23 protein-coding genes are annotated in these 24,165 nt (G+C 62.8%); 9 read left to right on the top strand and 14 right to left on the bottom strand.

The window, feature by feature from the left end; all coding sequences use genetic code 11:
• Window positions 1-12 precede the first annotated feature (12 nt).
• The 7 genes from lepB to rpoE all read right to left on the bottom strand — a co-directional run bounded on the left by lepB (window position 13) and on the right by rpoE (window position 6,906).
• On the bottom strand, window positions 13-867 hold the full coding sequence (gene lepB, locus A6723_RS19560; RefSeq protein ID WP_054908995.1) for a signal peptidase I: 855 nt from the start codon (window positions 865-867) through the stop codon (window positions 13-15).
• A 5-nt stretch (window positions 868-872) separates the two neighbouring features.
• Window positions 873-2,672, bottom strand: coding sequence for a translation elongation factor 4 (lepA, locus tag A6723_RS19555; RefSeq protein ID WP_024765539.1), 1,800 nt, complete (start codon window positions 2,670-2,672; stop codon window positions 873-875).
• A 148-nt stretch (window positions 2,673-2,820) separates the two neighbouring features.
• Window positions 2,821-4,251 carry a DegQ family serine endoprotease gene (locus A6723_RS19550; protein WP_054908996.1) on the bottom strand — a complete coding sequence of 477 codons (1,431 nt, stop codon included), beginning with the start codon at window positions 4,249-4,251 and terminating at the stop codon, window positions 2,821-2,823.
• 36 nt (window positions 4,252-4,287) lie between these two features.
• Window positions 4,288-4,743: a SoxR reducing system RseC family protein gene (locus A6723_RS19545; protein ID WP_054908997.1), complete on the bottom strand. Its 456-nt coding sequence runs from the start codon at window positions 4,741-4,743 to the stop codon at window positions 4,288-4,290.
• On the bottom strand, window positions 4,740-5,684 hold the full coding sequence (locus tag A6723_RS19540; protein WP_054908998.1) for a MucB/RseB C-terminal domain-containing protein: 945 nt from the start codon (window positions 5,682-5,684) through the stop codon (window positions 4,740-4,742). Before A6723_RS19540 ends, A6723_RS19545 begins: the two co-directional genes overlap by 4 nt.
• Before the next feature lie 21 nt (window positions 5,685-5,705).
• Window positions 5,706-6,290: a sigma-E factor negative regulatory protein gene (locus A6723_RS19535; protein WP_024765536.1), complete on the bottom strand. Its 585-nt coding sequence runs from the start codon at window positions 6,288-6,290 to the stop codon at window positions 5,706-5,708.
• A 31-nt stretch (window positions 6,291-6,321) separates the two neighbouring features.
• Window positions 6,322-6,906 (bottom strand): RNA polymerase sigma factor RpoE, encoded by a 585-nt coding sequence (gene rpoE, locus A6723_RS19530; protein ID WP_024765535.1) that lies wholly within the window; start codon window positions 6,904-6,906, stop codon window positions 6,322-6,324.
• A gap of 460 nt (window positions 6,907-7,366) precedes the next feature.
• Here rpoE and nadB point away from each other — a divergent pair, with 460 nt between their 5' ends.
• Entirely contained in the window at window positions 7,367-8,983 is a 1,617-nt protein-coding gene (gene nadB / locus A6723_RS19525) for an L-aspartate oxidase (protein WP_054908999.1), read from the top strand.
• Here the strand turns inward: nadB and A6723_RS19520 are convergent.
• On the bottom strand, window positions 8,952-9,404 hold the full coding sequence (locus A6723_RS19520; protein ID WP_054909000.1) for a protein YgfX: 453 nt from the start codon (window positions 9,402-9,404) through the stop codon (window positions 8,952-8,954). The genes nadB and A6723_RS19520 overlap by 32 nt on opposite strands.
• Window positions 9,388-9,642 (bottom strand): succinate dehydrogenase assembly factor 2, encoded by a 255-nt coding sequence (locus A6723_RS19515; protein ID WP_024765533.1) that lies wholly within the window; start codon window positions 9,640-9,642, stop codon window positions 9,388-9,390. The genes A6723_RS19520 and A6723_RS19515 overlap by 17 nt, the downstream gene beginning before the upstream one ends.
• Window positions 9,643-9,811: 169 nt before the next feature.
• On the opposite strand from A6723_RS19515, the gene A6723_RS19510 reads away from it, so the two are divergent.
• Together A6723_RS19510 and A6723_RS19505 are read left to right on the top strand one after the other, a co-directional pair.
• Window positions 9,812-10,747 carry a folate-binding protein YgfZ gene (locus A6723_RS19510; protein ID WP_054909001.1) on the top strand — a complete coding sequence of 312 codons (936 nt, stop codon included), beginning with the start codon at window positions 9,812-9,814 and terminating at the stop codon, window positions 10,745-10,747.
• A 45-nt stretch (window positions 10,748-10,792) separates the two neighbouring features.
• On the top strand, window positions 10,793-11,629 hold the full coding sequence (locus A6723_RS19505; RefSeq protein WP_054909002.1) for an HDOD domain-containing protein: 837 nt from the start codon (window positions 10,793-10,795) through the stop codon (window positions 11,627-11,629).
• Window positions 11,630-11,830: 201 nt separating this feature from the next.
• Here the strand turns inward: A6723_RS19505 and A6723_RS19500 are convergent, their stop codons facing one another.
• Both A6723_RS19500 and A6723_RS19495 read right to left on the bottom strand, forming a co-directional pair.
• On the bottom strand, window positions 11,831-13,237 hold the full coding sequence (locus A6723_RS19500) for a sensor histidine kinase (protein WP_054909003.1): 1,407 nt from the start codon (window positions 13,235-13,237) through the stop codon (window positions 11,831-11,833).
• Entirely contained in the window at window positions 13,230-13,901 is a 672-nt protein-coding gene (locus A6723_RS19495) for a response regulator (protein WP_024765529.1), read from the bottom strand. The genes A6723_RS19500 and A6723_RS19495 overlap by 8 nt, the downstream gene beginning before the upstream one ends.
• Window positions 13,902-14,188: 287 nt before the next feature.
• Between A6723_RS19495 and A6723_RS19490 the strand changes: the two genes are divergently transcribed.
• From A6723_RS19490 to A6723_RS31820, 6 genes are all read left to right on the top strand, one after another.
• Window positions 14,189-15,478, top strand: coding sequence for an OprD family porin (locus A6723_RS19490; protein WP_054909004.1), 1,290 nt, complete (start codon window positions 14,189-14,191; stop codon window positions 15,476-15,478).
• A gap of 29 nt (window positions 15,479-15,507) precedes the next feature.
• Window positions 15,508-16,485 (top strand): tripartite tricarboxylate transporter substrate binding protein, encoded by a 978-nt coding sequence (locus A6723_RS19485; RefSeq protein ID WP_054909005.1) that lies wholly within the window; start codon window positions 15,508-15,510, stop codon window positions 16,483-16,485.
• A 49-nt stretch (window positions 16,486-16,534) separates the two neighbouring features.
• Window positions 16,535-17,002: a tripartite tricarboxylate transporter TctB family protein gene (locus A6723_RS19480; RefSeq protein WP_038803784.1), complete on the top strand. Its 468-nt coding sequence runs from the start codon at window positions 16,535-16,537 to the stop codon at window positions 17,000-17,002.
• Between the two features lie 10 nt (window positions 17,003-17,012).
• Window positions 17,013-18,533 (top strand): tripartite tricarboxylate transporter permease, encoded by a 1,521-nt coding sequence (locus A6723_RS19475; protein ID WP_054909006.1) that lies wholly within the window; start codon window positions 17,013-17,015, stop codon window positions 18,531-18,533.
• A 338-nt stretch (window positions 18,534-18,871) separates the two neighbouring features.
• Window positions 18,872-21,145 carry a M23 family metallopeptidase gene (locus A6723_RS19470; RefSeq protein ID WP_064979850.1) on the top strand — a complete coding sequence of 758 codons (2,274 nt, stop codon included), beginning with the start codon at window positions 18,872-18,874 and terminating at the stop codon, window positions 21,143-21,145.
• A 178-nt stretch (window positions 21,146-21,323) separates the two neighbouring features.
• Complete coding sequence (locus tag A6723_RS31820; protein ID WP_139093021.1) at window positions 21,324-22,058, top strand: hypothetical protein; 735 nt, start codon at window positions 21,324-21,326, stop codon at window positions 22,056-22,058.
• A gap of 395 nt (window positions 22,059-22,453) precedes the next feature.
• Here A6723_RS31820 and A6723_RS19465 read toward each other — a convergent pair whose 3' ends face one another.
• From A6723_RS19465 to A6723_RS19455, 3 genes are read right to left on the bottom strand one after another with little or no spacing between them, the layout of a single operon-like run.
• Window positions 22,454-22,831, bottom strand: coding sequence for a hypothetical protein (locus tag A6723_RS19465; RefSeq protein WP_054909008.1), 378 nt, complete (start codon window positions 22,829-22,831; stop codon window positions 22,454-22,456).
• Window positions 22,831-23,523, bottom strand: a complete 693-nt coding sequence (gene ung, locus A6723_RS19460) for a uracil-DNA glycosylase (RefSeq protein ID WP_054909009.1) — start codon at window positions 23,521-23,523, stop codon at window positions 22,831-22,833. The genes A6723_RS19465 and ung overlap by 1 nt, the downstream gene beginning before the upstream one ends.
• Window positions 23,524-23,577: 54 nt before the next feature.
• Window positions 23,578-24,144, bottom strand: coding sequence for a hypothetical protein (locus tag A6723_RS19455; protein ID WP_054909010.1), 567 nt, complete (start codon window positions 24,142-24,144; stop codon window positions 23,578-23,580).
• Window positions 24,145-24,165 lie beyond the last annotated feature (21 nt).

Raw genomic sequence — 24,165 nt, 5'->3', positions numbered from 1 at the left:
CGTCTCACAAGTTTAGTGAATCACGCCGACTCGCGAGAAATTCGGCAGATTGCGCATCTTCGGATCCGGCCAGCTCATCCAGACTGCGAACGCCTTGCCGACGATATTGCGATCCGGAACCATGCCCAGCAGGTCCTTCGGAATCTTCGGATCGTTCCAGTAGCGGCTGTCGTTGGAGTTGTCGCGGTTGTCGCCCATCATGAAGTAATGGTCGGCCGGCACTTTCCACTGCTTGCCCGGCTCGATGCGGAAGCGGGTCATCTCCTTGCGGATCATGTGCTCCACGGCGCCCAGCTTCTCCTGGTACAGGGTCACGCTGCCCAGGGTGCCCGGCTCATCGCCCACCAGCGACTCGGCCACGGCCTGGTCGTTGATGTAAAGACGCTTGTCGCTGGTGTAGCGGATGGTGTCACCCGGTACGCCAATGACACGCTTGATGTAGTTGATGTTCGGATCGCTGGGGTATCGGAACACCATGACATCGCCGCGCTGCGGGTCACCCACGGGGATCACCTTGGTATCCAGTACCGGCAGGCGGATGCCATAGGCGAACTTGTTCACCAGGATGAAATCGCCCACTTCCAGGGTCGGCTTCATCGAACCCGACGGGATCTGGAAAGGCTCGACCAGGAACGAACGCAGCACCAGCACGATGAACAGCACCGGGAAGAACGACTTGCCGTATTCGACCAGCACCGGTTCCTTGTTCAGCTTCTCCAGCACTTCCGGATCGGCTTCACTGACAGAACCTTCATAGGCGGAAATGGCCGCCCGGCGACGCGGTGCGAACAGCACCAGGTCCACCAGGGCAAGAACGCCGCACACTGCGACGGCAATCACCAGCAACAGCGGGAAATTCAGGGTCATAGGGTTCAACTGTCCACTTTGAGCACAGCGAGGAAGGCTTCCTGCGGAATCTCCACGCTACCGACCTGCTTCATCCTTTTCTTACCGGCCTTCTGCTTCTCCAGCAGCTTGCGCTTACGGCTCACGTCACCACCGTAGCACTTGGCCAGTACGTTCTTCCTGAGCGCCTTCACCGTCGAACGGGCGATGATCTGCCCGCCGATGGCCGCCTGGATCGCGACGTCGAACATCTGCCGCGGAATCAATTCCTTCATCTTCTCCACCAGTTGACGACCCTTGTACGGGGCGTTGTCGCGGTGGACGATCAGGGCGAGGGCATCAACCTTCTCACCGTTGATCAGTACATCGAGACGAACCAGGTTGGCCGGCTCGAAGCGATCGAAGCTGTAGTCCAGCGAAGCATAGCCACGGCTGGTGGATTTCAGACGGTCGAAGAAGTCCAGCACCACTTCGTTCATCGGCAGGTCATAGATCACCTGGACCTGGCCGCTGAGGAAGTGCATGTCACGCTGGACACCGCGTTTCTCGATGCACAGGGTAATGACGTTGCCCAGGTGCTCCTGAGGCACAAGAATCGTCGCGCGGCAGATCGGCTCGCGCATCTCGTCGATGGACGAGAGGTCGGGCAGCTTGGACGGGTTGTCGACATAGAGGATGTCGCCGTTCTTCTGCACGATCTCGAAGATCACGGTCGGTGCAGTGGTGATCAGGTCCAGGTCGTATTCGCGCTCCAGGCGCTCCTGGATGATCTCCATGTGCAGCATGCCGAGGAAGCCGATGCGGAAGCCGAAGCCCAGTGCCTCGGAGCTTTCCGGCTCGTACTGCAGCGCGGCATCGTTCAGGGTCAGCTTCTGCAGCGCCTCGCGGAAGTCCTCGAAGTCATCGGAGCTGACCGGGAACAGGCCGGCGTAGACCTGCGGCTTGATGCGCTTGAAGCCTGGCAGCACATCCACATCGGGCGTGTTGTTCAGGGTCAGGGTGTCGCCCACCGGGGCACCGAGGATGTCCTTGATGCCAGCGATGATGAAGCCCACTTCACCGGCCTTGAGGTCCGGAGTCTCAGTATGCTTCGGGGTGAAGACGCCGACGCTGTCCACCTGGTGGACCTTGCCGGTGGACTTCACCAGGATCTTGTCGCCTTTCTTCACGCGGCCGTGCTTCACGCGCACCAGCGAAACCACGCCCAGGTAGTTGTCGAACCAGGAGTCGATGATCAGCGCCTGCAGCGGCGCGTCGATCTCGCCTTCGGGCGCCGGAATGGCGGTGACCAGGCGTTCCAGCACATCTTCCACGCCCATGCCGCTCTTGGCCGAGCAGGCCACGGCGTCAGTGGCATCGATGCCGATGATGCTTTCGATCTCGTCCTTCACGCGGTCCGGGTCGGCCTGCGGCAGGTCCATCTTGTTCAGCACGGGCATGACTTCCAGGCCCTGCTCGATGGCGGTATAGCAGTTGGCGACCGACTGCGCTTCCACGCCCTGGCCTGCGTCCACCACCAGCAGCGCGCCTTCGCAGGCGGCCAGCGAACGGCTGACTTCGTAGGTGAAGTCGACGTGGCCGGGGGTATCGATGAAGTTCAGCTGGTAGGTCTTGCCGTCCTTCGCCTTGTAGTGAAGGGTGACGCTGTGCGCCTTGATGGTGATGCCGCGCTCACGCTCCAGGTCCATGGAGTCCAGCACCTGGGCCTCCATCTCGCGGTCGGACAGGCCGCCGCACATCTGGATGAAGCGGTCTGCCAGCGTCGACTTGCCATGGTCGATGTGGGCGATGATGGAGAAATTGCGGATATGACTAAGGTCACTCACGGCTGAACACACTCGGAAGGCTGAAGGCGGCGGTCCGCCGAAAAATAGCCGGGGAGTTTACCTGAATACAGCCAGGGGCGTCACGCCGAGCCGGATGGTCAGGCATGAAAAAGGGCGGTCGAAACCGCCCTTTTCTGGTGCGCCGGCCTTACTCGGTCAGCTTGAACGTGATGAAGCTCGCACGCCCCTGGCGCAGTACGCGCATGGAAATCGAACGATCCTTCGGCAGCGCCTTGGCAATCTCGCTGAAGGTTTTCGAGGAATCCACTGCACGGTTGTTCAGGTGAGTGATGACGTCGCCCGGACGCAGGCCGATCATGGCCGCCGGACCGCCCTGCACTTCCTTGATGACCACGCCGCCCTTGATATCCAGGGACTTGCGCTGCTCGGCAGTCAACTCCGCCACGGTCACGCCCATGCGGTTGCTGCTGCGCTCGGCACCCTTGCCTTCGACGGCGGCAACGGCATCGTCGTCGTCCGGCAGGCTACCGATGGTCATGCTCAGGGTCTGGCGCTTGTTGTCACGGATGACTTCCAGGGACGCCTTGTCACCCGGCTTCATGTTGCCAACCAGGTGCGGCAGGTCGGCGGATTCGTTGATGGTCTGACCGTTGAGGCTGAGGATCACATCCCCCACCTGCAGGCCGCCCTTGGCTGCCGGGCCGTCTTCCACCAACTGCGCGACCAGTGCACCAGCCGGCTTGTCGAGACCGAAGGACTCGGCCAGATCCTTGTTCACTTCCTGGATCACCACGCCCAGCCAGCCGCGATTGACCTTGCCGCCAGCCTTGAGCTGATCGGCGACGTTCAGCGCCACATCGATAGGGATAGCGAACGAAAGCCCCATGAAGCCGCCGGAACGGGTGAAGATCTGCGAGTTGATACCGACCACTTCACCCTGCAGGTTCAGCAGCGGGCCACCGGAGTTACCCGGGTTGATCGCCACGTCGGTCTGGATGAACGGCACATAGTTCTCGTTCGGCAGGCTGCGGCCCTTGGCACTGACGATGCCGGCCGTCACCGAGTGATCGAAGCCGAACGGCGAGCCGATGGCCAACACCCACTCGCCGACCTTCAGCTTGTCGGAATCGCCCAGCTTGAGCGTCGGCAGGCCCTTGGCGTCGATCTTCAGCACAGCCACGTCGCTGCGCGGATCGGCACCGACCAGCTTGGCCTTGTGCTCGCTGCGGTCGGACAGGCGCACGAGGATCTCGTCAGCGTCGGCGACCACATGGTTGTTGGTCAGGATGTAGCCATCATCGGAAATGATGAAGCCCGAACCCAGGGACTGGGCTTCGCGCTGCTGGCCACGGGGAGCCTGCCCCTGACCACCCTGGCCACGGGGAATGCTGCGCTCGAAGAATTCACGCAGGCCCGGCGGCAGGCCGTCGAGGTCCGGAATGCCCATCTGCGCGTTGGAACGATCGGGTAGCTTCTGCGTGGTACTGATGTTGACCACCGCCGGCGAGGCTTTCTCGACCAGCGGGGTGAAATCCGGTAGTTCAGCCCGCGCGGTGACCGACAGGCTCAGGGCCAACAGGGCGACCAGCGCAGCCATGCTGCGTTTCAGGGTTTGCATTGACTACAGCTCCCGTGATGTTGATTGGGAAGATCACTAAACAGGGCCGGGCGGCCCACCGACCAGCGCACGCAGCACAACCGGTTGCATCGCCGGATCATCCGTATGGCGTCGCGTGTAGTGACGCACCAGCAGCCAGGCCAGCAGGAAACCCGCCAGCCCAGCCACGATGATGAGAGGTTCCCCCAGATCGAGGCCCGCCGCCAGTAGCGCCAGCGTGAACAGCCCGATCAGAGGAGAGAGATAGAAAAGCAGGGCACTCTTGAGCAGCAGGTCTTCATCCATACCCAGCACGACTTCGTCGCCGGGCGCCAGCGCCAATGAAGACAGGACGCGCATTCCGCCGCGCCCACGCACAACACCCAACTGCCGCAGAAGGCCGTGGCCGCAACCGGCACTGGCCGAGCATCCTGAGCAGGTGGAGTAGCGCAGCGTTTCGACCTGGACAGCGCCAGACTCGACCGCAATCACCCTCCCCCGCTCCTGGATCACTGTGGCTGGGCTCCTGCTGGGCGCATGGACAACGCCACGCGCTCGGCCGTGCCACTGGGGATTTCACCGACTACGGTCACCATAGTGCCGCCGTCGTCACTGGCAAACCGCCGCGATACCACCGTCGTCGGGCCCAACTGGGTGCGGGCATCGTCGACCTTGGCGCCATGCAGCGGCTCGAGGAATACCGAGAAACGCGCCAGGCCATCACCGTAGGCAAGGCAAAGCACCTGATCATTGGACACCGGGCTGCGCTCCTGCAAGGTGCTGTTCAGGGTGAAACCCGGTGGCACCCATTCGGAATGCCAGCTGGTTTTCACTTCGGCGACCTTGGCTTCCTTCACCGGCTTGCAGGCTGCGCTCGGCTGAAGCGCCCCGTCGTCCGGTGCCTCCATGTCGATGCGAGTGAACTGCAGGCGCTCGATGATCTGGCCCTTGTCGTTGAGCAGCAGGGACTTGAGCGGCAGGCCTGTTTCCTTGTCCAGGTGCAACTCGAACCCGTAGCGATGCTGGTCTCGCGGGATGACCGCCAGCACCACCGCCGGACGGTCGGCGATGCGCGACTCGCCAGCGACGCGAACATCATAGTAGGCGGACAGGTCAGTCGGATTCAGCTTGCGGGCCGGCCACATCTCGCCGGTCGACACCTGTCCGGACATGCCGCCACCCACACACTGGGTGGCACCATCGACACGCACCACTTCCTGGCGCGGCCCATCGACCTGGACAAGGTGCTCGCGAACCGAGCCATCACTCTCCACCCGATGCCAGACATCGTGGGTGGTGAAGGCTCCGCTGCGTTCGTAGATGAAGGTACCCTGGAAGTTCTGTTGCTGATCAGCCTCGGAGAGGCGCTTGATCCAGTCCAACGCATCGGCGGCCTGAACTGGCAATGCCAGCAGACCGCCGAGGAAGAACAACAGTGCTGTCGTAGCGCGCATGTCGCTCCTTAAGGTCGCAAATCAGCGGCTTTCCAGGCTCGCGGCGCGTGCGTAGGGCAGGGCGCTGTCGGTGCCGCTGACAGCGGACTGCTGCGCATGCTGACGCAGGTAACCCGGAAGACGCTGCTCGTGCCAGGTGGTCTGCCCGCCCTGGGCATTGGTGATCACCTGCGGCGCCTCGTCCTGAGTGTAGCCTGCCAATACCGCCGGGCCTTGCACTTGCGGCAGGGCGATCTGCGGAGTGGCGCCTTGCTGGGCAAGGCCGTTGGCAACACTGTCATCCTGGTGGTACATGCGCACACCGGCCAGCACGGCCAGGGTCACCGAGGCGGCGACTGCCAGGCGGCCGACGTTGCGCCAGGGATTGCGACTGCGCGGCGCCGGCACGGCCTCGTCGGCCAATGCGGCGGAGACGGCAGCCGCAATGTCCAGCTTGGGCATGGCTGGCTCGCGGTGCATCACTGCACGGGCCAGTTGGTAACGGGACCAGGTGGCCCGCAATTCGGCGTCCTCGCCGCAGGCTGCAAGCACACGCCGCAGCTCCAGCTCATCCGCTTCGTTATCCATAACAGCGGACAGCGACTCCTGCAGGGCTTCACGACTCATAGCGGTACCTCTCTTGGCTTCTGCCGCTGTATCAGACTTCATCATGCAACAAAGGCTGCAAAGCTTTGTCGATCGCTTCCCGCGCACGGAATATCCGTGAGCGGACGGTTCCCACCGGACACTGCATCACGGTGGCGATATCTTCGTAACTCAGACCTTCGAACTCACGCAGGGTCAATGCCGTGCGCAAATCATCGGGCAACTGCTGGATGGTGCGATGGACCGTTTCCTCGATCTCATCCCGCAGCATGGCTCTTTCCGGCGACTCGATGTCCTTCAGGGCGTGATCGCCGTCGAAGAACTCCGCATCCTCTGCCGTGACATCGCTGTCCGGCGGCCGCCGACCGCGCGCAACCAGATGGTTCTTCGCGGTGTTGATGGCGATACGGTACAGCCAGGTATAAAAGGCACTGTCACCGCGGAAGTTACCCAAGGCGCGATACGCCTTGATGAACGCTTCCTGTGCGACGTCCTGGGCTTCCTGGGCGTCGTGCACGAATCGCACGATCAGCCCCAGAATCTTGTGCTGGTACTTCAGCACCAGCAGGTCGAATGCCCGTTTATCTCCGCGCTGTACCCGTTCAACCAGTTGCTGATCCGTTTCCTGGGTTAGCATGAATGCTCCTCTGAAAACCTGGAGGAGCTTCGAGCACCCTGGTGAATCGTCCTGCCAAGATAGACTCGGGTCTTTTGCAAAAGTTCTCCCCTCCAAGCATACGCCGCACAGTTTTTTCACATTGGCGGCAACCGGACCCCGACATGCGTCCGAAGCCCGTCAAATTCAACTGTACCGGGCGGAACACCCGCTCCCCTTCCGCGCAATGTCAATCTGCGCGCAAAGCTGATTGGGTATTCCGCGTTCGAACCGGAACGCCTGAAAAAGTTCCGGGGATTTGCCTTGGTCCTTCAATGATTTCGACGCCACCCGGACGCCCGCCAGGCCGGCTTGAGCGGGGAAGAATGCCTCCCGCCCTGCGACTGCCGTCCCGCCGCACGCACCTTCGGTGTCATCGGTTCGCCAGTATTGTGCCGTGGCCCCCTTCTATATACTAGGGCGCCATTTTGTGGAGCCGGGTATGAGTCAGCATTTCCAGCACGATGTCCTAGTGATCGGCAGCGGGGCCGCCGGCCTGACGCTGGCTTTGACGCTGCCCTCACACCTGAAGATCGCCGTGCTGAGCAAGGGCGAGCTTTCCCAGGGTTCCACGTTCTGGGCCCAGGGCGGCGTCGCCGCCGTGCTGGATGACACCGATACCGTGGAATCCCACGTCGAGGACACTCTGGTCGCCGGCGCGGGCCTGTGCCGCGAGGACGCGGTGAAATTCACCGTCGAGCATAGCCGCGAAGCCATCCAGTGGCTGATCGAGCAGGGCGTACCCTTCACCCGCGACCATGAGCCGGGGCGCGAGGACGGCGGTTTCGAGTTCCACCTGACCCGCGAGGGCGGCCACAGCCATCGCCGGATCATTCACGCCGCCGACGCCACCGGCGCCGCGATCTTCAATACGCTGCTGGAGCAGGCGCGCCAGCGGCCGAACATCGAACTGCTGTCGCAGCGGGTTGCCGTCGACCTGATCACCGAGCGAAAACTGGGGATGAACGGCCAACGCTGCCTGGGCGCGTACGTGCTGGATCGCGCCACCGGCGAAGTCGACACCTTCAGCGCGCGCTTCACCGTGCTCGCCTCCGGCGGCGCCAGCAAGGTCTACCTCTATACCAGCAATCCGGACGGCAACTCCGGCGATGGCATCGCCATGGCCTGGCGCGCCGGCTGCCGAGTCGGCAACCTGGAGTTCAACCAGTTCCACCCGACCTGCCTGTACCACCCGCAGGCCAAGAGTTTCCTGATCACCGAGGCGCTGCGCGGTGAAGGCGCCCTGCTGCGCCTGCCCAATGGCGAGCGCTTCATGCCGCGCTTCCACGCCCTGGGCGAACTTGCCCCGCGCGACGTAGTGGCCCGCGCCATCGACCACGAGATGAAGCGCCTGGGTATCGACTACGTATACCTGGACATCAGCCACAAGCCGGCCGAGTTCATTCGCGAGCACTTCCCCACCGTCTATGAACGCTGCCTGGACTTCGGCATCGACATCACCCGCGAGCCCATCCCGGTCGTGCCGGCGGCGCACTACACCTGCGGTGGCGTGCTGGTGGACGAACACGGCCATACCGATGTGCCGAACCTCTATGCCATCGGCGAAACCACCTTCACCGGCCTACACGGTGCCAACCGCATGGCCAGTAACTCGCTGCTGGAATGCTTCGTCTACGCCCGTTCCGCCGCCGCCGACATCCTCGCCAAGCTGCCCAAGGAACAGGCCCTGGTCGCGCTGCCCTGCTGGGACGCCAGCCAGGTGACCGACTCGGACGAAGACGTGATCATCGCGCACAACTGGGACGAACTGCGGCGTTTCATGTGGGACTACGTGGGCATCGTGCGCACCAACAAGCGCCTTGCCCGCGCCCAGCACCGCGTGCGCCTGCTGCTGGACGAGATCGACGAGTTCTACTCGAACTACAAGGTCAGCCGCGACCTGATCGAACTGCGCAACCTGGCGCAGGTAGCGGAGCTGATCATCAACTCCGCCATGCAACGCCACGAGAGCCGCGGCCTGCACTACACGCTGGACTATCCGGACCTGCTCCCCGAGGCCCGCGACACTATCCTGGCGCCGTCCACCTATTGCGGCTGAACCTCAGCCGCACCCGCAGACGCCGGTGCAACTCCGGCGCCAGGGCATCGGCGGGGACGCAGACGCTGCGAGCCAGCCAGTCGCCAGGGCGACGGAAACGCAGGACGATCAACCTGGGCAGCGCCAGGCTGTCCGGCATCAACTGCACCGGCTGAAAGCCGTCCCGCTCGCTCCACAGCTGCCAGCCCTCGGCGTTGTGGCGCAGCGCACGCACCGAATCCGGCGCGCGCAATAGAATCTGCCGCGGCACAACCCAGCAGGCATGCAGCAGACAGAAACTCAGGCCGAGCGATTTCCAGTGCAGGGGAATGTCCGCGAGCAGCAGCGCCAGGACGGCACCGAACTGCGCGGCGAGGTAGGCCGCCAGCAAACCGATGGACGGTTGCCAGCGGCACTCGAAGGGGTCACTTCGGCTGGACACGGTCCAGGATCATGCGAACGATGATGCGCAGGTCGGCATCTTCCGGCTCGCCGCGCTGCATGAACCAGCCGAACATGTCCTGGTCCTCGCACTCCAGCAGCTTGCGGAAGCGCGCCTGATCATCGGCGGGCAGGCCCGGATAGACTTCCTGGACAAAGGGCACCAGCAGGACGTCCAGTTCCAGCATGCCGCGGCGGCTGTGCCAGAAAAGGCGTTTGAGTTCGGTTTCGTCGGTCATCTGCGGGCACCTCGATTAACAGCGGGCGAATACGTGTTGTCGCTCGCGAAGTCGACGGACGGCGCGAGCCGAGCGGCATTATACGCATGCTCGACTCCCCCGGCACCCGCTGACAAGGCAGGGCCTGAGCTCTATCATGAGGCCCCTAACTTTCTTCCAGCGAATCGTGATGACCGACTCTGCTTTCTACACCGAACTCAATCACGAAGGGATTCTCGCCGTCCGTGGCGCGGACGCCGCCAAATTCCTCCAGGGCCAGCTGACCTGCAACCTCAATTACCTCAACGCCGAGTATTCCAGCCTCGGCGCCCGTTGCACGCCCAAGGGCCGCATGACCTCCAGTTTCCGCATCCTCGCCGAGGGCGAAGGCTTCCTGCTGGCCATGGCCAGGGACCTGCTGGACAGCCAACTGGCGGACCTGAAGAAGTACGCGGTGTTTTCCAAAGCCACCCTCTCCGATGACAGCAGCCAGTGGGCGCGCTTCGGCCTGAGCGCTGCGGACGCCGTTCTGGCCGAACTGAAGCTGCAGCTCTCCGGCGAAGCCGACCAGGTAGCGCGCGCCGACGGCCTGATCGCCATCAGCCTCGGCCAGGGCCGCGTCGAACTCTGGGTGCCGGCCGAGCGCGCCGCTGCCATTGCCGAGCTGCTGCAGGCCCACCTGCCCCACGCCGAACTCAACGACTGGCTGCTCGGCCAGGTGCGTGCCGGCGTCGGCCAGGTATTCGGCGCCACCCGCGAGCTGTTCATCCCGCAGATGATCAACCTGCAGGCCGTGGGCGGCGTGAGCTTCAAGAAAGGCTGCTACACCGGCCAGGAAATCGTTGCGCGCATGCAGTACCTCGGCCGCCTCAAGCGCCGCCTGCAGCGCCTGAAACTCGACGGCGCCGAACTGCCGGAGCCGGGCCGCGAGCTGTTCTCGCCGGTGCACTCCACCAGCGTCGGCGAGGTGGTACTGGCCGCCCGCGCGGACGATGGCGTAGAGCTGCTCGCCGTGCTGCAGGACGACGCCGCTGCCGACGGCAATGTGCGCCTGGGCGAGGATCAGCCCCTGCGCCTGCTGGATCTGCCTTACGTTCTGGACAGCGATCGCGAGATCCAGCGCTGAATTCCGTGCCGGGCGGGGAGCCCGGTTTTCCCTGAAGGACACTTCATGAGCAAGCTTGCCGAAAAAGTACAACAGGAACTGCTGCGAGCCATCGACAACGATGAGCTGGTGCTGCCGACGCTGCCCGAAGTCGCCCTGCGCGTCCGCGAGGCGGCGGAAGACCCGGACATCAGCATCCAGGACCTCAGCAAGGTGATCGGCAACGACGCTGCCCTGACCGCGCGCATCATCAAGGTGGTGAACAGCCCGCTGCTGCGCACCAACAAGGAAATCACCGACCTGCAGATGGCGATCAGCCGCCTGGGGATCAACTACACGTGCAACCTGGCGACCGGCCTGGCCATGGAGCAGATGTTCCAGGCCACGTCCGACGTCGTCGACCGCAAGATGCGCGAGGTGTGGAACAAGAGCACCGAGATCGCCGGCATCTGCCACGCCCTGTGCCGCCACTACACCCGCCTGGCGCCGGACCAGGCGACCCTCGCCGGCCTGGTGCACCAGATCGGCGTCCTGCCGATCCTCACCTACGCCGAGGAGCACAGCGAGCTGCTGGCCGACTCCATCAGCCTCAACCACGTGATCGAGCGCATCCACCCGATCATCGGCGACCGTATCCTCAAGGCCTGGGACTTCCCGGCGCCGATCGCCGCCGTGCCGGGCCAGCACCTGGATTTCAGCCGCGATTCGGCCAAGGTCGACTACGTCGACATCGTCCAGGTCGCCACCCTGCAGAGCTACCTCGGCAGCCAGCACCCCTACACCGAGCTGGACTGGGCGACCATCCCGGCGTTCGCCAAGCTGGGCCTGGACCCGAAGGCGGACGTCAAGGAAGACGAAGACCTCTCCGCGGCCATGGAAGCGGCGATGAGCATGCTGCAGTAACGCCGGCCATAGAACCCCTGGGCCACCCCAACCTGGGGTTCAGGCGCAGGGCTCTTCGTAGGAGCGAGCTTGCTCGCGAAAGGCCAAGCGCCCGTGCTGCCGGCAAGCCCGTTCGCGAGCAAGCTCGCTCCTACAAAAGACCGCCTTGCCGTCGTGCTGCTCCCGAAACCCGCCCTCACCGGCGGGTTTCGCGTTTCTGGCTCAGGCGTTTTCCGCCGGGAAGGTCACGCGCACCAGCAGGCCGCCGAGCTCGCCCTGGCCGAGCTCGATCCGGGCGCGGTGGGCGCTGCAGATCTCGCCGACGATGGCCAAGCCCAGGCCGGTGCCCTGCTGGCGGCGACGGTAGAAGCGGCGGAAGACCTTGTCGTGCTCTTCCGGCGGGATGCCGGGGCCATCGTCCTCGACCTCCAGCTCTGCCGGCGAACGCACGCGGATGATCACGTTGCCATCTGCCGGAGCGTGGGCGATGGCGTTATCCACCAGGTTGCTGAGCAGTTCGTTGAGCAGTGTCGGGTCGCCCTTCACCCAGGCCGGCTCATCCGCTTCCAGCGCCAGCGCCACGCCGCGCGAATAGGCCAGGGGCGCCAGCGCCATGCCCAGTTCGCGGGCCAGCTGGCCCAGCTCGATGCGCTCCCCTGCTCCTTCGGCAATGGCGCGGGCACCACTTTCGACGCGAGCCAGCGACAGCAGCTGATTAGCCAGCCCGGTCACCCGGTCGGTGTTCTGCACAGCCTCGACCAGCGTCGTGCGCCATTGCTGCGGGTCGTCCTCGCGCAGGCCCAGCTCCAACCGTGCCTTGAGCGCCGCCAGCGGCGTGCGCAGTTCGTGGGACGCCTCGGCGATGAACTGCGACTGCCGGTCGAACAGCCCGCGCAGGCGCACGGTGAAGTGGTTGAGCGCCGCCACCAATGGGCGCAGCTCCTTCTGCACACGAACTTCCGGCAGCGGGCGCAGGTCGTCCGGTTGGCGCTCCTCCACCGCTTCGCGCAGGCGATCCAAGGGGCGAAGGCCGGCGCTGACCGCGTACCAGACCATCATCAGCGCGGCGATGGCCGACAGCGCCAGGTTGAGCAGGGTGTCGGCGAGCAGGTTGCGCGCCAGCCGCTCCCGCGCGCCCATGGTTTCGGCGACGCGGATTTCCGCCATGCCGTTGACCGTCGGCTGGCTCACCGGCTGCAACAGGCTGACCACCCGCACGCCCTGACCTTCGTAGGTGGCGTCATAGAACTTGGCCAGCGCCGGGTAATCGTCGGTGCGCGGGGTGGTCGGCAGCGGCGCGGGCAGGTTCTCGTAGCCGGAGATCATTTTCCCCTGGGGGTCGATCACCTGGTAGAAGATGCGCCCGGCGCTGTCGTACTCGAAGCTGTCCAGCGCCACGTAGGGCACGTTGGCGCGCAGGGTGCCGTCGCTGGCGTACAACCCGTCGGCGATGTCCCGCGCGGAGGCCAGCAGCGTTCGGTCATAGGCAATGTCGGCGGCGTGGCGGGCACGCCAGTAAGTGGCCGCGCTGCCGATCAGCAGCAGCACCAGCAGCAGGCCGCCAAGGCGCCAGAGCAGCCGCCCGCGCAGGCTTCCCGTGCCGGGAAAGCGCCAGCGCCGTTCAGCCATCCTGGGCTTCCAGCAGGTAACCCAGGCCACGGAAGGTGACGATACGCACCGAGCTGCCCTCGAGCTTCTTGCGCAGGCGATGCACGTAGATCTCGATGGCATCGGCACTGGCATCCTGGTCCAGGCCGAACACCTGCGCCGCCAGTTGTTCCTTGCTCATCACCCGCCCCGGCCGCGCGATCAGCGCCTCCAGCACGGCCTGCTCGCGGGAAGTGAGGTTCATCGCCTGCTCGGCGAGAGTGAAGCGCCGCGCGCCAAGATCGTAGACCAGTTCGCCGCAGCGCTGCTGCTGTTCGCCGCCGAGCACACTGCGGCGCAGCAGGGCCTTCACCCGCGCCTCCAGCTCGGTGAGTTCGAAGGGCTTGGCCAGGTAATCGTCGGCGCCCAGGTTCAGGCCATGCACGCGATCGCGCACTTCGCCGCGGGCGGTGAGCATCAGCACGGGCAGGGTCTTGCCGCGCTCGCGCAGGCGCGCCAGCACCTGGAAACCGTCCAGCCGCGGCAGGCCGACATCGAGGATGGCCAGGGCGTAGTCCTCGCTGGCCAGGGCCAGGTCGGCGGCCACGCCGTCCTGCAGCAGGTCCACCGTCCAACCCGCGCCCTTGAGCGCCTGGGCGACGCTCTCGCCAAGCTGCGGATGGTCTTCAACCAGGAGGATTCGCACGTGGGACTACCCCTTCGGACTACAGGTTCGGGCCGGCAGTTTACCCATCCGCGAGCCGCTGTGAATGGGGGAAATTCGCTGAAATCACTGCGAAAGGAGACTGAAAGCCTGGCGAAAGCTTAGCCCGTTAGCATCGCCAACGAGCCGCCTCCCAACCCCGTTCTTTTCAGCGCCGACTGCCCAGGCGCAACGGTGGGAGCAGCGGACTCGACGACGGCAAAGACCGTCAACAGAGCGGAAGGCGGCGTGGTGCCCTTTCGCGACAACAACAAGAACGGAGACCACAGATGCCCACCGCCCAGCCTTTGGCTGCACCGGCTTTTGCCAAGCCCAACTCCCGCTGTCTGACACCCGCCCTGCTGGCTTTCGCCGGAGTCGCCCCGCTGTGCGATGCCGCCGGTTTTGTCGAAGACAGCAGCGCGACGCTCAGCACCCAGAACATCTACTTCAACCGTGATTTCCGCGACGGCGCTGGCCAGTCCAAGCGCGAAGAGTGGGCGCAGGGTTTCATCCTCGACTTCCAGTCCGGCTACACCCCCGGCACCATCGGCGTCGGCCTCGACGCCATGGGCATGCTCGGCCTGAAGCTCGACTCCTCGCCGGACCGCACCGGCACCGGCCTGCTGCCCACCCATGACGACGGCCGCGCCGCCGACGAGTACAGCAAGCTGGGCCTGACGGCCAAGTTCAAGGCCTCCGAGACCGAGCTGAAGATCGGCAGCCTGATTCCCGACCTGCCCACCCTGCAGCCCAACGACAGCCGCCTGTTCCCGCAGACCTTCGAGGGCGGCCTGCTCAACTCCACCGACCTGCCGGGCCTGAACTTCACCGGCGGGCGCCTGGAGAAAGTGAAGGACCGCGACTCCACCGACTACACCGACCTGGCGCTGAACAACAAGAACCGCCGCTTCTCCGGCGGCAGCGCCGAAGGCAAGCACTACGACCTGGCCGGCGGCGACTACAAGTTCACCGACCACCTCACCGGCCGCTACCACTACGCGCAGCTGGACGAGGTCTACCGCCAGCACTTCGTCGGCCTGCTCGCAGCCTATCCGCTGGGCCCAGGCAAGTTCAGCGCGGATGTGCGCCTGGCCATCAGCGACGACCAGGGCGAGGCGCGCGGCGGCGAAATCGACAACCGCGCCTTCAACGGCATGCTCGGCTACGCCCTGGGCTCCAACAAGTTCAGCCTCGGCTGGCAGCAGATGAGCGGCGACAGCGCCTTCCCCTACATCGATGGCAGCAACCCCTATCTCGTCAACTTCGTCCAGGTCGGCGACTTCGCCGAGACCGACGAGCGCTCCTGGCAAGTGCGCCACGACTACGACTTCGCCGGCCTCGGCATCCCCGGCCTGACCCTGATGAATCGCTACATCAGCGGTGACAATGCCAAAATCAACGGCATGGACGGTCACGGCAAGGAATGGGAGCGCAACACCGACATCAAGTACGTGATCCAGAGCGGCCCGCTCAAGGACGTGGCAGTGCGCGTGCGCAACGCCACCTACCGTTCGAGCTTCGCGCGGGACGCCGACGAGACGCGTATCTACCTCAGCTACTCCCTGGCGATCTGGTAAACCGACAACAACAAGAGAGGAATCGCACCATGTCCACCGTCCTGCGCAACCTGACCCTGGCCGGCGCCACCCTGCTCGCCGCCAGCCAACTGATGGCCGAGCCCAAGCGCCCGGAATGCATCGCCCCGGCCTCTCCCGGCGGCGGCTTCGACCTCACCTGCAAGCTGGCGCAGAGCGCCCTGGTGGACGAGAAGCTGCTGACCAAGCCGATGCGCGTCACCTACATGCCCGGCGGTGTCGGCGCCGTGGCCTACAACGCGGTGGTCGCCCAGCGTCCGGCCGACGGCAACACCATCACCGCCTTCTCCAGCGGCTCGTTGCTGAACCTGGCCCAGGGCAAGTTCGGCCGTTTCGACGAGAACGCCGTGAAATGGCTGGCCGCCGTGGGCACCAGCTACGGCGCCATCGCGGTGCCCAGCGACTCGCCGTACAAGAACCTCGGCGACCTGGTCGCTGCGCTCAAGGCCGACCCGGGCAAGGTAGTGATCGGCTCCGGCGGCACCGTCGGCAGCCAGGACTGGATGCAGACCGCGCTGATCGCCAAGGCTGCCGGCATCGATCCGAAGCAGCTGCGTTACGTCGCCCTGGAAGGTGGCGGCGAGATCGCCACGGCGCTGCTGGGCGGGCACATCCAGGTCGGCAGCACGGACATCTCCGACTCCATGCCGCATATCCGCGCCGGCAAGATGCGCATCCTCGCAGTGTTCTCCGAGGAACGCCTGAAGGATAAAGGCATGGCCGACATCCCCACCGCCAAGGAGCAGGGCTTCGACATCGTCTGGCCGGTGGTGCGCGGCTTCTACGTCGGGCCGAAGGTGAGCGACGAGGACTACCAGTTCTGGAAGGCCTCCTTCGACAAGCTGCTGGCCTCGGAAGACTTCGCCAAGCTGCGCGATCAGCGCGAGCTGTTCCCCTTCGCCATGACCGGCCCGGAGCTGGACGCCTACGTGAAGCAGCAGGTCGCCCAGTACAAGCAGCTCGCCCGCGAGTTCGGCCTCATCCAGTAACGCCCCGTGCGGCGCCGCCTTCAGCGAAGGCGGCGCAAGGAGACTCCCCATGTCCCGTACCAGCCTCTTCCAGCGGCTGTTCGCCGGCGCCTGGCTGTTCGCCTGCGTCGCCTTCGCCTTGATCGCCTGGCAATTGCAGGCGCCCTTTTCCTACGAACCGGTCGGCCCGCGCGCCTATCCGCTGCTCTGCCTGGGCTTGATGGCCGCCGGCCTCGCCTGGCTGATCGTGCGGCCCACGCCGATCAAGCGCGAGGACGACGAGCCCGCGCTGGAAGGCGCACTGCTGGCCAAGGTGGTGCTCTGCGTCGCGCTGCTGGCGGTCTACGCCGGGCTGTTCGAGCCGCTGGGCTTCATCCCCGCCAGTGCCCTGGTTGGCACCTTCATCGCGCTGATCTACGGCGGCCGCCCGGTGGCCAGCGTGGTCACTGCCACGCTGCTCGCCATCGGCCTCTACGTGCTGTTCGACCGCACCCTGGACGTCCCGCTGCCGCTGGGCATCCTCGATCCCCTGCTCTGAGGACTGAATCATGGATACGTTGAGCTACCTCGGTCAGGGCTTCGGTGTTGCCCTGACCCCCTACAACCTGATCACCGCGCTGATCGGCACCCTGATCGGCACCGTCGTCGGCCTGCTGCCGGGCCTGGGCCCGATCAACGGCGTGGCCCTGCTGATTCCGGTGGCCTTCGCCCTTGGCCTGCCGCCGGAGTCGGCGCTGATCCTGCTGGCCGCCGTGTACCTGGGCTGCGAATACGGCGGACGGATTTCCTCGATCCTGCTGAACATCCCCGGCGAAGCCTCCACCGTGATGACCACCCTCGACGGCTACCCCATGGCACGCAACGGCCTGGCCGGCGTGGCCCTGTCGCTGTCGGCCTGGAGCTCGTTCATTGGCGCCTTCATCGCCACCTGCGGCATGGTGCTGTTCGCCCCGCTGCTGGCGAAATGGGCGATCGCCTTCGGCCCGGCGGAATACTTCGTGCTGATGGTCTTCGCCATCGTCGCCTTGGGCGGGCTGGCCGGCGACCGGCCGCTGAAGACGCTGCTGGCAGCGCTGCTCGGGCTGTTCCTCTCCAGCGTCGGCATCGACGCCAACAGCGGCGTGTACCGCTTCACCTTCGACAACATCCACGTCTCCGACGGCATCCAGTTCGTCGTGCTGGTACTGGGTCTGTTCTCGGTCAGCGAAATCCTCCTGCTGCTGGAGAAGACCCACCACGGCCACAAGATGGTCGAAGCCAGCGGACGCATGCTGTTCAACGCGAAGGAAGCGGCCTCGGTGGCGGTGGTCAACCTGCGCTGCGGCCTGCTCGGCTTCATCATGGGCGTACTGCCCGGCGCCGGCGCGACCCTGGCCAGCGCCGTGGCCTACATGACCGAGAAGAAGATGGCCGGCGAGTCGGGCAAGTTCGGCAAGGGCGACCTGCGCGGCCTGGCCGCCCCGGAAACCGCCATCGGCGCCTCCGCCTGCGGCGCCCTGGTGCCGATGCTGACCCTCGGCGTACCCGGCTCGGGCACCACCGCGGTTATGATCGGCGCGCTCAGCCTGTACAACATCACCCCCGGCCCGCTGCTGTTCCAGGAACAGCCAAACATCGTCTGGGGCCTGATCGCCTCGCTGTTCATCGCCAACGTCATGCTGATCATCCTCAACGTGCCGATGGTCCGGGTGTTCACCCGCATCCTCTCGGTGCCGAACTGGGCGCTGGTGCCGGGCATCGCGATCATCACCGCGATCGGCGTGTACGCCGTGCACGCCACCACCTTCGACCTGTTCCTGATGGTCGCCATCGGCATCCTCGGCTACATCCTGCGCAAGCTGGACTTCCCGCTCTCGCCGCTGCTGCTGGGCTTCATCCTCGGCGGGCTGATGGAGCAGAACCTACGCCGCGCACTGTCCATCTCCAACGGCGAACTGGGCATCCTCTGGTCCAGCCCCATCGCCATCGGCACCTGGGCGCTGGTCGCGCTGATGCTCGGCCTGCCGCTCTACCGCGCCTGGCGCAAACGCGCCCGCCGCTCCCGCGAGGCGCTGGCTGACGCCGCGTAAAAGCAACCACGCTCGCCGCGTCGAGACGCGCGGCGACTTTCAAGGCCCGCCTTTGTGCGGGCCTCTTTTTTGGGACATCCCAGAAGTGCGTCGCCAATCGGTTTAGAACCTCCGGCAGACTGCCCCCCCCTAACCTGCCGTTGCGCCAAACCGATCCTCGCCAGCCCCCTCCTACATCCAAACCACTAACTGCCGAAGAGCTTTACGCTCAGCCAAAGAGAAATGTCCTAACTCTTTGCCACGAATCGCGCTGATAGCGTTAGCCGCTCCTAGAGCCGCAGTCGAGCCCTACAGATAGCACCCGCTTTCAACGCAAACGAAGTGCAAGGACCCTTCCAATGATCATCAGCCCTCCCTTCATTCCCGCGCCGATAGCGGGAGAAACCGATGAAGCTTTTGTCGAACGCGCCATGCCCGGCGGTGAAGTGGGTGATGGCGCCTATCCACTGAGCTTCGACTTAAACTGGCATGGCGGCATGCACCTGCGAGCACCGCAGGAAAACGGCAGGCCACTACCCATAAGAGCCATCGCCGATGGAACCCTGGCCTACTTCCGGGCGCCGACGACGCGTTCGGATGATCCTGAGCATGCACTCAACTACGGAGACGGCTGGACTGACAACGGCTGCGTCGTTCTGCGTCACGAAACCGAGATCGGTGAAGGCGAACGCGGGCAGGTGGTGTTCTTCTCGATCTACATGCACCTGTCGAAAATCAACATCCCCCACCCGCAACTCAACCAGCGCATTTACCGCAAGGACAGCATTGGCGAAGCCGGGCAGATATACGGCAGTGTCGGCAAGGTTCACTTCGAGATCATYGCCGACGACAGCCAGATCACCCACCTCACCGGCCGCAACCAGCGCGACCTCGACTACCAGAACCAGAATGGCCGCACCGACAGTTGCTGGGGAGACATGTACTTCTTCCTTCCCAACACCCTCTTGGGATATGCCTCACCGCCAACGAACCTTGCGCAACCCAACAGCTCCTCAGACGTGGCCTACCGCAGCCCGCAACTGACCGGAGGCTGGAGTAGCGAAAATGGCTTTGCGGGAAGTGAAGGCTACAGCCCGACAGTTGCCGAACAACTGAGCCAGGGTCTCATCGTCCGCATGACGTACGACAGAGGCCAGTGCCGGCTGACCACCTACTGCGTCAACGGCGAACAGATCGGCATCCAGCAGGAAGAGGCGGACTTCGAATACAACCTCTACACCACCGCCACCCGTCGCTACCCCGGCTGCCCCAGTGCCGGCTACGAACTACTGCGCTTCGGTCGCGTGCTGGGACCGGATGCACTCCAGCCGGCCAACGCCGCRCATTGGCGGAAAATCTGCTTGCTACCCCGCACCGAGGCCGGCGAAACAGAGCGCAGCGCCTGGTTCAACCTCAACGCAYCCGGCGTGACCCGTTTCAGTGATGCCGACTTCCCCCACTGGATGGGCTGGCGCCTGATCAACGACGACTCCAACGAGGACAGCCACTGCCAGTCAGACTACATCCGCAGCCTGCTCGAACCACCGAGCTACCTGAGCGACCCGCCACCGCGCCAACCCGATGCCGCCACCATTGCCACCTCGCCGGAGTACGACAGCATGTATGACGGCGACCGGCGGCGGCTGTCCGAGCAGAACATGGATGAGCGGGAACTGAACACGACCCGGCTGAAAGAGCCTGAGAACCAGGGCAAGCTCAAACGCGTGATCTGCAAGTTCCCCACCGAATGGGCGCGGGAGGATTTTGAGATTCGCTATCGCTGGTTGAAGCGAGTCGCGGATCACGGCTCAATGTCTGAGGATGATTTCAAGGAGCTTGAGCGACACCATCAGGCGATGGCGTTTTGGGAGGAGGCTGGCTTAGAGGGGATAGAAAGTAAGCATTGGCATTTTCCGCCAAGAGAAACTATTGCATCGCTTAAAACGTGCACTTGGCTAAGCAGGAGCGAAATGCTTCAAACACTACCCGCCAACTCGCTGAGAAAATCTGCACAACAGTGGATATGGGAGAGCATCACCCTAAGTGGTGCTGAGGGGCTTCTTAGCTCAAGCAATGAAACAGCAAAGTCACGAAGAATAGAATTAAACAAATCACTGCGAAAATTCTTAGTCGCTGACAAAGTCAGGCTAGCGTGCTTATTTGGGAATGCAACTCAAGAAACCCAGTGGTATCAAAAGTTTCATGAAGCAAGCAGTTATTGGTACGCACCTTGGGACGGCAGAGGACTCCTCCAACTAACACACGCATCAAATTACTTGGAATATTGGAAGTTTCAAGGTAGACCTATCGACAATGCTACCAAGTCAATCCTAGAACTTCACACCACTCAAGCCAATAACAACCGCCCGATAATTCAAGGGCAGAAATCAATGAACGACCCAACACACAGCCTTAGCGATACCTCTACAGGAATTTCAAGCGAGATCATAAGCCGAAGAAATAATACCAAAAACGCATATGAAGCAGCACATAGTGCCGGCGCATACTGGGCATGGTCAAAGTCGGCAATGCAAGCAGACTCTTATCTAACCGACTCCAGCAGCACTCTTAAAACAGTCCAAACGACCCAGGAAACAAGCGATACTACGAAAATCTGGCTTTCGGCAAGGTAGCGGCGACAGTAAACATTGGCCACCCAGCAACAAACTATTCTTTAATCTGGGGAATTCAGGCTCGCTTCATGGCATTTACCAATTCGCAATTTGTTCTATTAGACAACGTACAATTCAAGTGGGATGACGGAAGCTTGAGCTTCTTACCACAGGACTTTTCCAGACGAGAAATCCAGTCATGAGCCAGCGACTTTTATTCAAAACATTTTTTGCAATCTTAACTTTCAGCCCAATTCTTTGCCACGCTCAAATACCAGTACTTGGAAATGAACCGGGAGAGGAAAAATCATTAAGCCTAACTGGGCCTCTAGAGATAAGACAGGGAGAATGCATTTACTCTGCAACCTTAAATAAGAGACAAATCATAACTCACAACACTCCAGATATTATAATTTATGAAAAAACACCAACAATAGACCAAAAACTCACGCCCTACTTATGGCAGCCCGAAACTTATTCAGGATATGAGTGGAGCTTTAAAAATCCAGGCCGTAGAAACCTGAGGTGGCTAGGGCTGATTTGTGAGTCCGCAGAAAACCTCCCATTTCTTAAAATTGAGAAGTCCGCACAAAAATTTGAAACCAATGAAATCATTGAATCAAACAAGCGGAAATGCCCAGCCAATCTTGTTAACGGAAAATTCATACTCCCTGAAGAGTTTGGTGAGCAAAAAAACTACACAATAGAAAACATCACCAAAAGCAATTGGACAGGCTTCGCTGCATTTCACAGATCAAAATCCAGAAATATCTACGATCAAATGAGATTCTGTCTTTTGCACGATAACGTCGTCTTGATTGGCACAACTGAAAACATACAACCAACGCCGATGCTGGATGAAAAATTCCGGACAATGACCATTAATTTCATCAAGTCCATCGAGTTCAAGCAAGAAAGCAATGGGAAATTTTAACTTTCTTAGGAAAAATGGAAAAAACACATTAATAATAGTATCTCTATCGTCAATCCACATTTTTGCCGCTGACATTCCCCCAACAAAAAGGCCACTTCAACACCATCTAAATAATTAGTGCGACTTTTCATTAGAGTCCCAGAGGCCACTACTAAGAGGAATTGAAAATGCTCCCTCTTATACAAATCATCACCATTACCCGGAGTAATCTTCACAAAGAAAAAATACAATATAAACAATGGTGAGACAAAGAAAAAAAGCCCAAAGGAGAAACTTACCTACAACGAATAAATTATCACCCGAAAAGGGGACAGATTTATTTTTCTAACCTCCCCCTAACAACGCTCAGAGTCTGCTGTCGCAAACACAATACAAAAGATAATCTTTCGGACGAATCAAGAAGCGGAAAGAACCCGCAGCGGGACCATCCAGCTTTTGCCACTGACGGGTTTGGCGCAGAAGACTTCGACGACCTTGCGGGTGAGCTCGCGGCCATCCGGGGCGAACAGGTGAATCTCGCCCCAGCGGGCATCCAGTGGCACCGAGCAACGGGCGACGAGAGTCTTGAGATTGGGTTCGGCGACGGTCCAATTGGAGTTGCTGCGGGCGTTCTCGGCAGCCACGAAGGCACGTGCAGCCTGGTCGATCTCGTACAGGCCCTGGACCGACTCGGTGGAGCGCCAGTCTTCGAGATGGGAACCGGCGGCAAAGCCGCTCGCGCCAAGCAGCAGGCCCGGCAGGATCAACAGCCACCCACGCAGGAGCAGCGGCATCACGCCGGCGGTAGCGACCAGTCGATGGGCTCGAGGCCGTGCTGCTCGAGGAACTTGTTGGTGCGGCTGAAATGGCCGTTGCCGAGGAAGCCACGGTAGGCCGACAGCGGCGACGGGTGCGCGGACTTGAGCACCAGGTGCTTCTGCGGGTCGATCAGCTTCTGCTTGCTCTGCGCGTGGGAGCCCCAGAGCAGGAACACCAGGTTCTCGCAGCGCTCGCTGACTACTTCGATAATCCGGTCGGTGAAGGGCTGCCAGCCGGCTTTCGCATGGGAGCCGGCGTTGGCCTGCTCGACGGTCAGCGAGGTGTTGAGCAGCAGCACGCCCTGCTCAGCCCAGTGCTGCAGATAGCCGTGGTTGGGGATCGGCAGGTTGAGGTCGCGTTGCAGCTCTTTATAGATATTCTGCAGCGACGGCGGCGTCGGCACGCCCGGCTGCACCGAGAAGCACAGGCCGTGGGCCTGGCCGGGGCCGTGGTACGGGTCCTGGCCGATGATCACCACCTTGATGCGCGCAAGCGGCGTGGTGTTCAGCGCGTTGAAGATCAGCGGGCCGGGCGGGAAGATCACCTTGCCGGCGGCCTTCTCCGCGCGGAGGAATTCACCCAACTGCTTCATGTAGGGCTTCTCGAATTCCTCGTGGAGGGCTTCTTTCCAGCTGGGTTCCAGCTTGATCCGATCTTCGTTGGTCATGGTGCGTCTGCCTGGTGAAACGAACCGGCACGCTAAGCAAGCGCCCCGGTCAAGTCAAGGCGCCTTGCGCCGCACCGCCCACCCACCCGGCAAACGCGGCACACCGCTGCCCAGGCCGGCAAGCATCCACACCACCACGGCAAGCGTCAGCCCCAGGTGAAACAGCTCACGGCGTGGCACACCAGCCAGTTCACCGCGGGTACCGATCAGCAGGCCGCTGCCGATGAACAGCAGCGCGCCGAGCAGGGCCAGCAGATGGCGCCGCGAGCGCCCCGGCCAGGCGATGACCAGAAGTGCAACGAGGTTGGTCAGCAGCGTGACCTGGGACGGCAGCATCACCAGCGCCATGCACGCCAGCAACACCAGCGCGCGCTGCAAGGGCGAACCGGAGAGCCGCCCCAGCGCGATCAGCGGCAAGCCGACCGCACCGGAGAGCACGCTCGCCAGATGATGCGGTTCGACCAGCACCGTCGCGCCACCGTACTCCAGCGCCCCGAGAAACGCCGCAACGCCCATCGACACGAAGCCCAACGCCCGCCAACCCTGTTGCTCGCGCAGGGCGAGCCAGGCGGCGATGCAGCAGGCCAGGGTCAGCAGCAGTTCGGCGATCACGGGGAGCATGGGTCATTCCTTTATTGTCGT

The sequence above is a fragment of the Pseudomonas sp. AU11447 genome (assembly GCF_001672555.2).
GTDB classification, from domain to species: Bacteria; Pseudomonadota; Gammaproteobacteria; order Pseudomonadales; family Pseudomonadaceae; genus Pseudomonas; species Pseudomonas nitroreducens.
Note: the sequence above shows the minus strand (reverse complement) of the source record. Positions and strands in the feature narration are given on the sequence as shown.

Bases quoted from the DNA above. Each gene is read 5' to 3' on its own strand.
- lepB (WP_054908995.1), bottom strand. From the start codon at position 867: ATGACCCTGAATTTCCCGCTGTTGCTGGTGATTGCCGTCGCAGTGTGC.
- A6723_RS19550 (WP_054908996.1), bottom strand. From the start codon at position 4,251: ATGCAAACCCTGAAACGCAGCATGGCTGCGCTGGTCGCCCTGTTGGCC.
- A6723_RS19540 (WP_054908998.1), bottom strand. From the start codon at position 5,684: ATGCGCGCTACGACAGCACTGTTGTTCTTCCTCGGCGGTCTGCTGGCA.
- A6723_RS19535 (WP_024765536.1), bottom strand. From the start codon at position 6,290: ATGAGTCGTGAAGCCCTGCAGGAGTCGCTGTCCGCTGTTATGGATAAC.
- rpoE (WP_024765535.1), bottom strand. From the start codon at position 6,906: ATGCTAACCCAGGAAACGGATCAGCAACTGGTTGAACGGGTACAGCGC.
- nadB (WP_054908999.1), top strand. From the start codon at position 7,367: ATGAGTCAGCATTTCCAGCACGATGTCCTAGTGATCGGCAGCGGGGCC.
- A6723_RS19515 (WP_024765533.1), bottom strand. From the start codon at position 9,642: ATGACCGACGAAACCGAACTCAAACGCCTTTTCTGGCACAGCCGCCGC.
- A6723_RS19510 (WP_054909001.1), top strand. From the start codon at position 9,812: ATGACCGACTCTGCTTTCTACACCGAACTCAATCACGAAGGGATTCTC.
- A6723_RS19505 (WP_054909002.1), top strand. From the start codon at position 10,793: ATGAGCAAGCTTGCCGAAAAAGTACAACAGGAACTGCTGCGAGCCATC.
- A6723_RS19500 (WP_054909003.1), bottom strand. From the start codon at position 13,237: ATGGCTGAACGGCGCTGGCGCTTTCCCGGCACGGGAAGCCTGCGCGGG.
- A6723_RS19490 (WP_054909004.1), top strand. From the start codon at position 14,189: ATGCCCACCGCCCAGCCTTTGGCTGCACCGGCTTTTGCCAAGCCCAAC.
- A6723_RS19485 (WP_054909005.1), top strand. From the start codon at position 15,508: ATGTCCACCGTCCTGCGCAACCTGACCCTGGCCGGCGCCACCCTGCTC.
- A6723_RS19480 (WP_038803784.1), top strand. From the start codon at position 16,535: ATGTCCCGTACCAGCCTCTTCCAGCGGCTGTTCGCCGGCGCCTGGCTG.
- A6723_RS19475 (WP_054909006.1), top strand. From the start codon at position 17,013: ATGGATACGTTGAGCTACCTCGGTCAGGGCTTCGGTGTTGCCCTGACC.
- A6723_RS31820 (WP_139093021.1), top strand. From the start codon at position 21,324: ATGAGCCAGCGACTTTTATTCAAAACATTTTTTGCAATCTTAACTTTC.
- A6723_RS19465 (WP_054909008.1), bottom strand. From the start codon at position 22,831: ATGCCGCTGCTCCTGCGTGGGTGGCTGTTGATCCTGCCGGGCCTGCTG.
- ung (WP_054909009.1), bottom strand. From the start codon at position 23,523: ATGACCAACGAAGATCGGATCAAGCTGGAACCCAGCTGGAAAGAAGCC.
- A6723_RS19455 (WP_054909010.1), bottom strand. From the start codon at position 24,144: ATGCTCCCCGTGATCGCCGAACTGCTGCTGACCCTGGCCTGCTGCATC.